The sequence below is a fragment of the Shewanella sp. NKUCC05_KAH genome, from assembly GCF_019345585.1.
Classification (GTDB): Bacteria; Pseudomonadota; Gammaproteobacteria; order Enterobacterales; family Shewanellaceae; genus Shewanella; species Shewanella oncorhynchi.
In genome coordinates this window covers 25,184-38,098 of record NZ_JAHKQZ010000010.1, presented here as the reverse complement: position 1 = coordinate 38,098, position 12,915 = coordinate 25,184, and the positions used below count along the sequence as shown (strand labels likewise).

At 46.1% G+C, this 12,915-nt stretch carries 12 protein-coding genes and 1 riboswitch; of the genes, 5 read left to right on the top strand and 7 right to left on the bottom strand.

The features are described from left to right. Positions 1 to 29: 29 nt before the first annotated feature. Complete coding sequence (locus KO533_RS10635) at positions 30 to 815, top strand: ROK family protein (RefSeq protein ID WP_028761333.1); 786 nt, start codon at positions 30 to 32, stop codon at positions 813 to 815. A 374-nt stretch (positions 816 to 1,189) separates the two neighbouring features. Next, positions 1,190 to 1,278, top strand: a riboswitch (cyclic di-GMP riboswitch). 113 nt (positions 1,279 to 1,391) lie between these two features. Beyond that, positions 1,392 to 3,998: a glycosyl hydrolase family 18 protein gene (locus KO533_RS10630; protein WP_219254066.1), complete on the top strand. Its 2,607-nt coding sequence runs from the start codon at positions 1,392 to 1,394 to the stop codon at positions 3,996 to 3,998. Positions 3,999 to 4,130: 132 nt separating this feature from the next. On the opposite strand, the gene KO533_RS10625 is transcribed toward KO533_RS10630, so the two are convergent. Then, positions 4,131 to 4,601: an FKBP-type peptidyl-prolyl cis-trans isomerase gene (locus KO533_RS10625; protein ID WP_219254064.1), complete on the bottom strand. Its 471-nt coding sequence runs from the start codon at positions 4,599 to 4,601 to the stop codon at positions 4,131 to 4,133. 245 nt (positions 4,602 to 4,846) lie between these two features. Between KO533_RS10625 and KO533_RS10620 the strand changes: the two genes are divergently transcribed. Then, entirely contained in the window at positions 4,847 to 6,202 is a 1,356-nt protein-coding gene (locus tag KO533_RS10620; RefSeq protein WP_219254061.1) for a TIGR00366 family protein, read from the top strand. Positions 6,203 to 6,283: 81 nt separating this feature from the next. Here KO533_RS10620 and KO533_RS10615 read toward each other — a convergent pair whose 3' ends face one another. Next, the gene (locus KO533_RS10615) at positions 6,284 to 6,763 is read right to left on the bottom strand and encodes an HPP family protein (RefSeq protein WP_028761329.1); all 480 of its coding nucleotides are present in this window, start codon (positions 6,761 to 6,763) and stop codon (positions 6,284 to 6,286) included. A gap of 276 nt (positions 6,764 to 7,039) precedes the next feature. Between KO533_RS10615 and KO533_RS10610 the strand changes: the two genes are divergently transcribed. Then, on the top strand, positions 7,040 to 7,654 hold the full coding sequence (locus tag KO533_RS10610; protein ID WP_219254059.1) for a TetR/AcrR family transcriptional regulator: 615 nt from the start codon (positions 7,040 to 7,042) through the stop codon (positions 7,652 to 7,654). A gap of 93 nt (positions 7,655 to 7,747) precedes the next feature. On the opposite strand, the gene KO533_RS10605 is transcribed toward KO533_RS10610, so the two are convergent. The 4 genes from KO533_RS10605 to KO533_RS10590 form a co-directional block, all read right to left on the bottom strand. Then, a complete protein-coding gene (locus KO533_RS10605; protein WP_251073419.1) occupies positions 7,748 to 8,269 on the bottom strand; it encodes a DUF1294 domain-containing protein in 522 nt (173 codons plus the stop codon). A 29-nt stretch (positions 8,270 to 8,298) separates the two neighbouring features. Beyond that, complete coding sequence (locus KO533_RS10600; protein WP_219254155.1) at positions 8,299 to 9,504, bottom strand: DUF418 domain-containing protein; 1,206 nt, start codon at positions 9,502 to 9,504, stop codon at positions 8,299 to 8,301. A 199-nt stretch (positions 9,505 to 9,703) separates the two neighbouring features. After that, entirely contained in the window at positions 9,704 to 10,141 is a 438-nt protein-coding gene (locus KO533_RS10595) for a nucleoside deaminase (RefSeq protein WP_028761325.1), read from the bottom strand. Positions 10,142 to 10,206: 65 nt separating this feature from the next. After that, the gene (locus KO533_RS10590; protein ID WP_219254057.1) at positions 10,207 to 11,124 is read right to left on the bottom strand and encodes a LysR family transcriptional regulator; all 918 of its coding nucleotides are present in this window, start codon (positions 11,122 to 11,124) and stop codon (positions 10,207 to 10,209) included. Positions 11,125 to 11,259: 135 nt separating this feature from the next. On the opposite strand from KO533_RS10590, the gene xapA reads away from it, so the two are divergent. Continuing rightward, positions 11,260 to 12,087, top strand: coding sequence for a xanthosine phosphorylase (gene xapA / locus KO533_RS10585; protein ID WP_028761323.1), 828 nt, complete (start codon positions 11,260 to 11,262; stop codon positions 12,085 to 12,087). A gap of 225 nt (positions 12,088 to 12,312) precedes the next feature. Here the strand turns inward: xapA and KO533_RS10580 are convergent, their stop codons facing one another. After that, the gene (locus KO533_RS10580) at positions 12,313 to 12,813 is read right to left on the bottom strand and encodes a hotdog fold domain-containing protein (protein ID WP_198573750.1); all 501 of its coding nucleotides are present in this window, start codon (positions 12,811 to 12,813) and stop codon (positions 12,313 to 12,315) included. Positions 12,814 to 12,915 lie beyond the last annotated feature (102 nt).

Genomic DNA, 12,915 nt, shown 5'->3' with positions numbered 1-12,915 from the left:
GTGGGGCACATGTATCAGTGGAGTAAGCGATGCAAATACTAACAATAGATGTGGGCGGTACTAAAGCCCTGTTCGAACTTCAGCTCGCGGGACATACAGAACAATATAAAATCCCCACAGGTGAAGGTTTTAAAATTGAAGAGTTAAATAATCAAATCGCGGCGTTTGAACGTGATTATGATTTACAGCATTACCAACTAGCGATTGCCGTACCTGGACTGGTACAAAATAATCGTTTGGTTTCTTGTAAATCTTTACCTGGACTCAATGGATTGAGCTTCGATACAGTCAAAACCCAAGGTGAGCTTAAGTTTATCTGCAACGATATCGATGCGGGTATGCAAGCGACTTGTGATGCTAAATATGCCTGTGAGTTATTGGTCATGTGCGGCACTGGGATCGGTATGTCTATTGCCTTTAATGGACAAGTCTTTACGGGAGCGACGGGCGTGGCGGGGGAGTTGGGGCCTTGTCGCGTGATGACAGAATCTGGCGAGTTTAGTTTAGAGCAACTGGCCAGTGGCGATTCAGTGCGCAGCCGCAAAATCTCCACTCAGGATGATTTATATCGCGCTGGCAGTTATCTCGGCATGGGATTAGCGTGGGCGGTTAATTTATTTAATCCCAATCGAATTTGGCTCGCTGGCGGTATGATGAATAGCGCTCCTTACTACAAAGGCTGTCTCGAAAGCTTAAAGCAAATGGCATTAAGCGCGCCCTTAGCTGAGATGAAAATCAATCGTGTCGATGATATGGAGACCTTGGTTTGCCGCGGTTTATCTGTGATGCTCGCAAGGGACTATCCTCGTGCATAAGGATCATAAATAACCCCGTGCATAAGGATCATAAATGCCCCGCGCATAAGGATCATCATGTTGCTCGACAATGGTTTGCGCCATGAATGTTTAGTGATTGAGTTTTAGCTGCATAAGCGACGTAAATTGTGAAATATAAAGCAGGACTTATGATGCCTTTGGCATATCGAGTCCTGTTTTTTTATTCTTAAAGTATTCAGATGATCCTCATTACCCAAAGTAAATATTAGCGATAGTTTAATTTGCATAATTCCTTTCTTATCAGATGACTAGTTCTATTTACGATTTTAGCCAATAACACAGTTGATAATATTTTGTTGCAATTTTATTGCGCTTACGCTTATGCTGATATTTGCAATGACAACGTTGTCATTGTGTGTAAAAGGCAAACCAGTTGAAAAACTGGGACGCAAAGCCTCCGGTCTAAGGGTTCGTCTGTACCTATGATAGCGGGGATACCACAGGTTTTTCTTCGTGCAGTTGTCAGTCGTTTTGCATGGTTTTAAGAGAGTGCTGTTTCCTGTCTACGCTTTGTTTGCCTTATTGATTCATATAAAAATTCAATAGGGATATCTCATGTTCAAGACTCAAATTTCAACATCAGCCTTGCTAGTGGCATCAGCGCTGGCATCTACCATCAGTGCCAGCGTTTTTGCAGCGGCGCCCGGTAAACCGACTTTAGGTTGGGGCGAAACTAAGTTCGCTATTATTGAAGTGAATCAAGCGGCTACCGCTTACAATCAATTAGTTACGGTGAAAGATGCCGCCGATGTCTCCGTCAGTTGGAACCTTTGGAGTGGCGATGTGGGCAATAAAGCCCAAGTGTTACTCAACGGCAATGTAGTTTGGGAAGGCCCATCTGGCGCGTCGGGAACTGCTAACTTTAAGGTGAACAAGGGCGGCCGTTATCAGATGCAAGTACAACTGTGTAACAGCGATGGCTGTACGGCGAGCGATGCTAAACAAATCCTCGTGGCTGATACCGACGGCAGCCATTTAGTGCCACTCAATGCTCCCCTAAAAGAAAACAACCGTCCCTATGCTAATAAATCAGGCAAAGTGGTGGGAGGTTACTTTGTCGAATGGGGCGTATACGGTCGTAAATTCCCGGTCGATAAGATACCTGCGCAAAACTTAACCCATATTTTATATGGCTTTACCCCAATTTGTGGTGGTGATGGCATCAATGATAGCTTGAAAGAAATCGAAGGCAGTTTCGAAGCGTTGCAACGTGCCTGTAGTGGTCGTGGTGATTTTAAAGTTGCGATTCACGATCCTTGGGCGGCGATTCAAATACCGCAGGCGGGAGTGAGTGAGCATTCAGATCCTTACAAAGGTAACTTTGGTCAATTGATGGCACTTAAGCAAGCACATCCAGATTTGAAGATTTTACCTTCGGTCGGTGGTTGGACCCTCTCGGATCCCTTCTTTTTCTTCGGTGATAAAACCAAGCGCGATATCTTTGTCGCTTCGGTGAAAGAGTTTCTACAGACATGGAAATTCTTCGATGGCGTGGATATCGACTGGGAATTTCCAGGGGGGAATGGCGCTAACCCAAATTTAGGTAATGCCAATGACGGTGAAACCTATGTGACTCTGATGCGTGAACTGCGGGCGATGCTTGATGAACTAAGCGCCGAAACGGGTCGTACCTATGAGCTGACCTCTGCTATTAGTGCTGGTGACGATAAAATTCAAAAAGTCGATTATCAGGCTGCTCAGCAGTACATGGATTACATCTTCTTGATGAGTTACGACTTTAATGGTGGTTGGACTAATACTGAACTCGGCCATCAAACCAATCTGTATGAAGCGAGTTGGGATCCCAATACCCGTTACACCACAGCTAATGGCGTTAATGCGCTGTTAGGCCAAGGTGTGACCCCAGGGAAAATTGTGGTCGGTGCCGCTATGTATGGCCGCGGCTGGACAGGTGTGAATGGCTACAGTGGTAATAATCCTTTCACAGGGACGGCAACGGGCAAAGTGAAAGGTACTTGGGAAGCTGGTGTGGTGGATTATCGTCAGATAGTGAATGACTACATGGGAAGCGGTTGGACTTACAGTTACGACGAAACAGCCGAGGCGCCATCTTTGTTCAAGGCATCTACTGGCGATTTAATCACTTTCGATGATGCTCGTTCAGTTAAAGCCAAGGGGCAATATGTGCTTTCTAATCAACTTGGTGGGCTTTTTGCGTGGGAACTTGATGCCGATAATGGTGACATTCTGAATGCCATGCACGAAGGTTTAGGTCATGGTGAAGGCACCACTCCGCCAGTGAATAAAGCGCCCATTGCCAATGCTGGCGCGGATGTGAATGTCACCGGTCCCGCCGATGTGACGCTCAATGGTAGCGGTTCGCGCGATCCTGAAAACGCTGCTTTAAGCTATCTCTGGACTCAAGTCTCTGGGCCAAGTGTTGCCATCGCGAATGCGGATATGGCGAATGCGACTATTCAACTGGGAGCAACCCAAACCGATGTCGCCTATGGTTTTAGCCTTAAAGTCACCGATCCTGAAGGGTTATCTGCCACAGATTCAGTGACAGTAACCAACAAGGCTGATACACCGAACCAAGCACCTGTGGTGAGTGTGGCTGCCACTGCAACAGTGGAAGCGGGTAAAGCTGTCAGTATAGTAGCGAGTGCCTCCGATGCAGACGGTGATGCCTTAACCTACGCTTGGACTGTGCCCGCAGGCGTGTCGGCAACCGGGCAAAATAGTGCCACGTTAGTCGTTACTGGCCCCAATGTTACCGAAGCGACCCTCTATGGTTTGAGCGTGCTGGTTTCCGATGGTGCCTTAGATGCAAGTGCATCGACGAATCTGACTGTGACGCCAAAAGTGGTAGGTGGTGGGTGCGATGCAACCGATCCTAATGCCGGTAACTATCCTGCTTGGCAAACCAGTGTGGTGTATAACACGGGCGATACTGTGAGTCATAGTCAGTTGGTATGGAAAGCAAAGTATTGGACGCAGGGTAATACGCCATCTCGCACCGCAGACCAATGGCAGCTACTCAGCCAAGTTGATCTCGGTTGGGATGCGGGTGTGGTGTATAACGGCGGTCAAACCACCAGCTATAACGGTCGTGTATGGAAGGCGAGCTACTGGACTAAAGGTGATGTACCGGGCGTTGCGGCGGTATGGGTTGATATTGGCGCGGCAACCTGCCAGTAATCATCCAAAATTTTGATATTATTGGTTAAAAAATAAAGCCCTGCGAAGATTCAGGGCTTTTTTCTTTATTAAGCGTTAGGTTTTTTTATGAATACAGCCGAATGCGTTAAGACAGACTCATTGAAGACTGATTTAATCAATCTTAAGCAGTTCCACATCAAATATTAACACAGAACCACCACCAATCTTGCCCGTGCTACGGTTACCGTAGGCGAGTTCACTGGGAATAAAAAACCGCATTTTATCGCCAACAACCATAAGCTGTACGCCCTCGGTCCAACCTTTAATCACCCGATTAAGCGGAAATGCGATGGGTTCGCCGCGATCAACCGAACTGTCAAACACAGTACCGTCAATCAAAGTGCCATGGTAATGCACTGTCACTGTATCGCTGGCTTTAGGATGAACGGTGCCATCGCCCTGAGTTAATACTTGATATTGCAAACCTGAAGCTGTGGTGATCACACCTTCTTTGGTTTTGTTTTGTGTTAAAAACTCATTGCCTAAACGGATATTTTCTTGGGTGGCTTTTTGGCCGTTCATCGAGGTAAAGAAGTAAAAAATCACCCCAGCAATCACCACAACGGCAAGTAACATTTTCATATAAAGAGCACCTTAGTTAATTTTTGCCATATTATCAGTTTTTTAGTATCAGATGCTATCGGCACTCGCGTGTGCGTTGAGCTGGATATCTGGTGCTACCAGTTCAAACCGTTAAAAACTCCCTCAAGACTTTATCCTGCTTTAGAGATCGCTTAATCTGTGGGCTTAAGACTCAATAAAAATTCAATAAAAATTCAATAAAAACAAATAAGAACTAAAATTCAGATAATAAACAAGGAAAGTCTATGTTAAACAAAGCGGCAAAACCTCTGGTCAAACTCGTCGACCGATATCTACCCGATCCTTATATTTTCGTGCTTTTACTTACCTTAGTCGTATTAATTGCTGCTGTGGTTGCCGAACATAAAACCCCGCTGGAAGTCATCAATTATTGGGGTGATGGCTTTTGGACGCTGTTAAGTTTTTCGATGCAGATGCTGTTAGTGCTGGTGGCAGGATTTATGTTGGCAAGCTCGCCGCCGATTAAAAAGCTGCTCGATGCCATTGCTGGATTGGCTAAGTCGGCACCACAAGCCATTATTTTAGTGACTTTGGTGTCACTGGTCGCCAGTTGGATTAACTGGGGTTTTGGGCTAGTGGTGGGCGCGTTATTTGCCAAAGCCTTAGCTCGCAAAGTAAAAGTGGATTATCGGCTGCTGGTCGCCAGCGCCTATTCCGGCTTTGTGGTTTGGCATGGTGGGCTTGCGGGTTCGATCCCATTAACCATAGCGACGGTGGGGCATTTCTCTGAATCGCAAATCGGTATCATCCCCACCAGTGACACCATTTTCGCGAGTTATAATTTATTGTTAGTGGCAATTCTGTTTGTGGTCATGCCCTTAGTAAATCGCTTTATGTTGCCAGAAGAAAAAGACAGTGTTTATGTCGACCTAAGCGCCCTTGATGACAAAGGCGCTGAACTTGATGCTTCGGCGTTAGAGCTTAACTCTGCAAATGTGAGCGAGCGTCAGCCTGAAAGCCGTCCTGCGGATAAGTTAGAAAATAGTCGTTTACTCGGCTGGAGCGTCGGTGGCGCTGGGCTTGTATATTTAGGTTATTACTTTTGGGTGCAGGGCGGCAGCTTAAATCTCAATTTAGTGAATTTCTTATTTCTGTTCCTCGCCATACTGTTACATCAAACACCACGCAGTTTATTAACCAGCTTGAATGAGGCCATTAAGGGCGGCGCAGGGATTGTTATCCAATTTCCCTTTTATGCGGGCATTATGGCAGTGATGGTGCAATCGGGTTTAGCCCAAAGTATTTCGGAAGGTTTTGTGGCCATCGCTAGCGCCGAGAGCCTGCCATTTTGGAGCTTTATCAGTGCAGGAATTGTGAATATTTTTGTACCATCGGGAGGTGGCCAATGGGCCGTGCAGGCGCCGATTATGTTACCCGCCGCACAGGCTTTAGGTGCTGATGTCGCTCGGGTCGCAATGGCCGTTGCTTGGGGAGATGCGTGGACTAACTTGATTCAACCTTTCTGGGCACTGCCTGTGCTGGCGATTGCAGGCTTAAAAGCGCGGGATATTATGGGCTTTTGTTTAATGCAATTGATGATCACTGGCGTGATTATCAGTATCGCGTTGAGCTGGTTCTAAAGGCAAAGTGACAGCCAATTTTGCATTTTAGAGAAAGTGTAGGGCAATTTTAAATTGCCCTTTTTTATTGGTGATGAATGATTAAAACCACTTTTGTGGGTATTGCCGGCGGCAAAGTAAGTTGTGATATAGCCAACCAAAAGCCAGAATGAGCGCAACACCACTGGCGACGGGCATATACAGAAAATCCCAGTGCTGCGCCGTGAGCATAACGACCAGAGGATTCGCTCCCGCTGGTGGATGCACAGTATGGGTTAGCATCATAACCGCTATGCCTAATCCGACCGCAAGCCCTAAGGCTAGCGGGGAGACTCCTAAAGTATTTAGAATTATCAGTCCAACCAAACTCGTGAGTAAGTGGCCGCAGAGAATGTTTCTCGGTTGAGCGAGTGGACTTTCTGGCAAGGCAAACAACAACACCATAGTGGCACCAAAGGGGGCCATCAACCAAATGGTTTGCGGTGTTAGCTGTTCAAGCGTCGCTAAACTACTGATACACAAAGTGGCTCCACACCCTGCGAGCAAGGCCATCTTTAGATTCTGTGGAATGATTCTTTGCATCTTTTCTCCCATTAATGGCTTGTGTTAAGCCCTTATTTTGATCATGAATTGTGGACGTGAATGTTCAGCAAACCATCGCCGCTAACATGCTGTGGTGTTCCGTGTTCACTCTTGATTTCACTATTAACTTAATTTAGTTACCGAGGAAGACAGATCTGTCTACCTCTGTGGATATTCTCACGAGTAGACTGACTTGTCTACTCGTGAGAAGATAGGACTCATATTTGTTAGCTAAAATTTGCTAACGAATGTTTACCAAAGAAGAGGAATGAGTTGATGCAGGGCACTGAGATTCAGACAGGTACGCCATCGGATAAACGGCAGCAATTGGTCATTACCGCATTTAAACTGTTTTATTTTCAAAGTGTGCATGGGGTGGGGATTAATCAGATTTTGCAGGAATCGGCGATCGCCAAAAAAACTCTGTACCACCACTTTGCCAGTAAAGATGAGTTAGTTGAAGCCGTGGTTCGCTATCGTGATGAGGTATTTTATCAATGGCTTAGCGAGCGAGTGAACGCATTGCCAGCGGGACGGGAGGGCATTGGTGGGTTTTTTATCGCGCTCGATGATTGGTTTAATCAAAGAGTGCCGCAACTGTGTGAGTTTCGCGGCTGTTTTTTTATCAATGTCAGCGCCGAATTTACTGAGCCGAGTCATCCTGTGCACCAACTCTGCGCCCTGCATAAACAGCGAGTGGCGAGTTTAATTGAACAGCAAGTATCGGCATTGGGTTTGCCAGAAGCCAAGACCCAATTTCTCATTGCGGCAATAGGTTTACTCAAAGAGGGGGCGACAGTGTCGGCACAATTAAAAGGTGACACTCAGTCAGCACTGTTGGCGTTGTCTGTGGTTGAGCAGTTGATCGATGCCGCGACTCATGCTGCTTAGACTGCCACACTCAGATGGCGATTCTTAGATAAGGCGCCTTATATAAAAGCCTTTGTATAAAAGCTCTTACATAAAAGCCCTTAAATAAGAGCATTAGATAAACATATTTACGGCGCCGGTTTTTATGCCATAACCCAGCACGGCTAAGTTGGCGACAACGGTGAGCCAAAAGACGTTTCTAAATGAGGCTTTAACGGACTTGTGTCTTAACAGGTTTTGGGCAAATAGAGCGCCGGGCCAACCGCCCATGAGGGCGAGCAGATGTAATGTGCTTTCTTTAGTGCGCCATTTGTTACGTTTAGCGGCGGATTTATCGATGGCATAGGCGATAAAGGTGAGCAGGCTTAGTGTGAGGTACATGCCCGCAATCCCGACTGGCAGCATATGTTGCTGCGCTGCGCCGATTAAGCCAGCAAGAAAAATCAGCACTAATAACAGCGGCATAAGGCTTGAGCCTGAAGTGGCTGCATTGGACTTTTGAGTACGGTTACTTTGGGCGCGATTGTTCTGTGTGCGACTGTTCTGAGCGTGACCGCTTTGTGCTCGACTCTTTTTCGAGCGATTGGTTTGAGGTGAAGCGCTGTTGCCCGTTTTGGCAGGTTTTTTGTTTGTCATTATCTGGTATCAATCTCGTGTCAGTGTTTTTAAGCTTGCTTGTGTTCTTGTGATGCCGTGTATTTTTTAAACACGAGGTGGCGCCACAGTTTCTCTAGCGGCCCTTGCTTGAAATAGCGTAAGTACAGGCTGGCTAACAGTAGTTGCACTACTGAATAAACCAGCGCCATGGCCATGTATCCCCATCTATCTAAGCTCAATAGCAATTCGGGAGCTAAGTGTCTAAACACTAACACGCCAATGATGGATTGCAGAATATAGAGACTAAACGCGAGTTTGCCTACATTTTGCAGCGGAGTCAGTATATTAGGATTATTATGGCAAACCTTAACTATAATATGGATGTAAATCAGCGCCATAGGAATAGCACTTAGCATGATTAATACATCTGAAAACGCAACGAGAATAGTATTTTTCGTTAAACCTAAGATGGTATCAAGCAGTGATAGCGTTACGCTTGCTAGCACTAACTTTACCAGTACCGATTTGCTAAAACCCCGCTCAAAAGTCCCCTGTTGATACAAGGCCATGCCGAGCAACATCAAGCCAGCCGTAAACCACATTATGGTAAAAGGGATCACCAGTGCCATATAGCCAACTTGCATCAATTGCAGTAATAGTTGGTCGGCATAGCCAGAGGTCCATGCACTGTATTGCTCTGCAAATAGACTCGATTCTCGAGTGAAAGGTTCATCGCTTCCAGTAAGGCTAACCAGCGTGATGATAACTAAGGCGCTTAAAATAAAAATATTCGCTTTGCGCTTAAGGGCTTCAACACTTAAATCTTTGTAACACAAAGCTAAAAATCCGCTGATGCCATAGGTGAATAAAATATCACCTGACCAAATAAAAATGCCGTGGAGTAGGCCAAATACAATTAACCATTTTAAACGTGTTCGCAGTAGGGAATAAGCTTCTAGGCCTTTGGCGCTAAATCGCTGATATTGAATAAAAAGCCCGACACCAAACAAGATGGAAAACAGACTGATAAAGCGTGCCTCGATGAAAAAGTTACTGAACACTTTGATAATGTGATCCGACAGCGGCTGTGTTTCATGGGGCGCATAGCCAAAAAAAGTAATGCCCATAAAATAGATATTCATAAAAAATATCCCCAACACGGCTAAGCCGCGAATAGCATCGAGGTTGGCATTACGCTGTGCGGGTATCGTCATTACAACAGGCTGCGTGGAGTCTGATCTTGACCAAGGGTCTTTAGGTAAGTTGGCTGGCACGTTAGCTGAGTTCCTTTCGCTAGTAGACATGTTCCACTTTTCACTGGAATTTGGGAGGGCTAGCCTAGCAGGCGCTAGCCTCCAATGAAATACAGTCAACACAAAAAGTAAAATACAGGAAAGGTAGAAAGTGAACTAGCGCCAACGTAAAAAGTGAAATACAAAAATGCAGAAACGGATTGAGAAGACTGTCGAACCATTACTCGCCGATATCTTCGTTCCAGAGTGTTGGATTACTGGCGATAAAGTCCTGCATCAATTGTTTGCACTCGGCATTATCGACCACAGTGACATCCACACCGCGGGATTTTACATAGGCTTCAGGCCCTTGGAAGGTAGCGTTTTCACCGACGATGACTTTTGGTATGCCATAAAGTAATACTGCGCCGCTGCACATATCGCAGGGCGATAGGGTGGAATACAAGGTCGCCCTTTGGTACTCGGCGGCGCTAAATCGGCCGGCATTTTCGAGACAATCCATTTCGGCATGCAGTACTGAACTGCCTTTTTGTACCCGTTTATTGTGGCCGCGCCCGACGATTTTGCCATCGATCACTAATACCGAACCAATGGGGATGCCGCCCTCGGCGAGTCCTTGCTTAGCTTCTTCAATGGCTGCCGCTAAAAATTCATCCATCTTGATATCCTTAAAATATGAACCCTGAGTATTGAACTCAGCATAGCACTCGTTTGGGAGACAATCTAAATGGTTTTGATTTGTTGCTTCAATAAGTCCCTCAGGCTATCGAGAATTGGCAGCGAAGCCATTTCTGGCCGATAAATCAGGCAGATATCGGCGGGGATGGTTTGTTTTAACTTAATAAACTTTACCCTAGGCCAAGGTTGTGAAGCATAACTTTGCGGCACTATGGATACCCTGTTATCGCCAGCGATGATAGCCATCAAGCTATTGGGCTCGACCATTTCCTGTACTAATTGCGGCATAAATTCTGCGGCCTGACAGCTGGCGATAATTAAATCGCTAGAGGCAGAATTGGCACGGCTGAGTAAGGTAAAAGGCTCATCTTTGAGTTCACTCAAGTCGATGCTTTTACGTCTGGCTAAGGGATGCTTACTTGCCAGTGCTAACACCATAGGTTCGCTGGTGATGGTTTCGGCGAGAAGGTGCGGCAAATTTAAGGTGTCGGCGTAGCGCACTAGGCCAAAATCGATTTCTTGATGTGCTAAGGCGACTTTTTGAGTTTCAGGTGATAACTCTTGAAATATCAGCTCATTATCAGGGCATTGCTTACGAAAGCTTTTCAGTATGTCACCAAATCCCATCCAAAACAGCGAGCTCATGATGCCAATCCGAATATGGTTTCTATCGAGTCGCCCAAGCTGAGCCACTTGTTCCAATGAGGTATTCACCAGTTCGAATATTTGCTCGCACTTCTCTCTTAACAATTGGCCATAGGGAGTGAGCTCGACCTGACGAGTGCTGCGGGTGAATAGCTCAACGCCAAGGAGCGATTCTAACTCTTTGATTTGTGCGCTCAGCGGAGATTTCGATAAATGCAGTTGTTCGGCGGCAGCGGTAAAGTTTTTCACTTCAGCCACTCGATGAAAATACCGCAGCATCTTCAAGGTGACGAGTTCTGATGCGTTTATCGTGCTCATTTTAGGCTCACTATTTTCAGCTATTGTCCTTTTTATCAGCACAATAGTGCGGTTAATCGCGATTATTTGCAATCCTAAGCCCGCTTATACTGAGGGTCGCTTACTCTTTCATTCTTTTGCTATGAGGTACCTTGTATGAGCCATGATCCTGTTATTAATGCCCTTGCGACGATTCGAGCCCGTAAACCGAATTTCTCTCCCCGTGCTGCTATGATTTTGGGCTCAGGGCTTGGCGCGTTTGCCGATAATTTAGATAACAAAGTAGTGATCCCCTATGAAGAGTTAGACGGCTTTCCTGTGAGTACCGTCGTCGGCCACTCTGGAGAGCTTGTGCTCGGCAGCTTACATGGCATCGATATAGTGTGCATGAAAGGCCGCGGGCATTTTTACGAGCACCAAAGCATGAAGGTGATGACGACGCCTGTGCGTACTTTCAAACGTTTAGGGTGTGAATTGTTACTCGTGACTAACGCTGCGGGGTCATTACGGCCAGAGCGGATCGGCGTGGGATCATTAGTGATTTTCAGCGATCACATTAATACTATGCCGGGTACGCCCATGACGGGCGCAAATGATGATAACTACGGTCCACGCTTTTTTAGCCTAGCCAATGCTTATGATAAAGACCTGAGATCAGAAGCCTTAAGTGTCGCAAAAGCTGCAGGCATTGAAGTGAATCAAGGGGTCTTTGTGTCTTACTCTGGCCCGTGTTTTGAAACCGCGGCTGAAATCCGCATGATGCAAATCATCGGTGGCGATGTAGTGGGAATGTCCGTGGTGCCAGAGGTGATTTCGGCGGCGCATTGTGGTTTGCCCGTGTTGGCTGTGTGCGCTATTACCAATATGGCAGAAGGATTGGGGGACGTGCAGTTATCCCATGAACAAACCTTAAAGTGTGCCAAGCTTGCTGAAGCAGACTTTATCCGTTTAATTGAGCGTTTTACTGCAAGCCATTTTGCTTAATATTTTGCATAACTGTGCTGCTATATTGCGATAGGGCTGCGATTTTAAGAGCTCATATTTAAAAGCTCACATTTAACAGTTCGTACTTAAACGTGAGCGAGCAAGGCGCCGCGCAATTCAGTTCACCGAATGTTTTTGCGAAATACGGCGGGAGGTTAAAAAGTAAAGGGAGCAAAGCTCCCTTTTTAAATGCTGACATTAAGTGTAAGTCTTGATTCAAAGCGTTTATTTTTGCGGTTTTTCTGAAATCCACAATTTGATATGTCCTTTCACCACAACCACTCCTTGGGTGTCGTAGGCGGTAACGGGGACCAGCATATCGCCAGGAGTCCATTGCTCTGGTGTCACTTCGGCGACACATAAAATATCGCTGCCTGCTTTAGCCGTATAATCCAAACTCATGCCCTTAGGTATCCAACGTAAATGTTTTGGAATAGAGGCTTCGGCCATCACGCCCATGGCCATTTCTAGACCATTACAAATCGCAATCACATGCACAGTTTTTATATGATTATGAACGGCATGGCGTTTTTTAATTAAACAGGCGCAGTGATTAAGGCGTAATTCAGTGATCAGTGGTTTGATGGTGCCGAAATAGGGCGCCATGCGTGAAACCATGATTGAAAACAGTTTTTGGCCGAAGGGATAACGGCGAGTTTTGTGGTAGAGCGCGAGCACTTTATTAGGTTTTTGTTCTGCAGTGCTAGAAGAGTCTGTCTGGCTCATGGTCATCCTTAATAATGGTGCAAAGGGGTGTTGTTATTTTGAGCCTGTTCCAAGTTGAGCTTGGGTTGCTCTGGTCGGATGAGTGTAACATTAGGATAACAA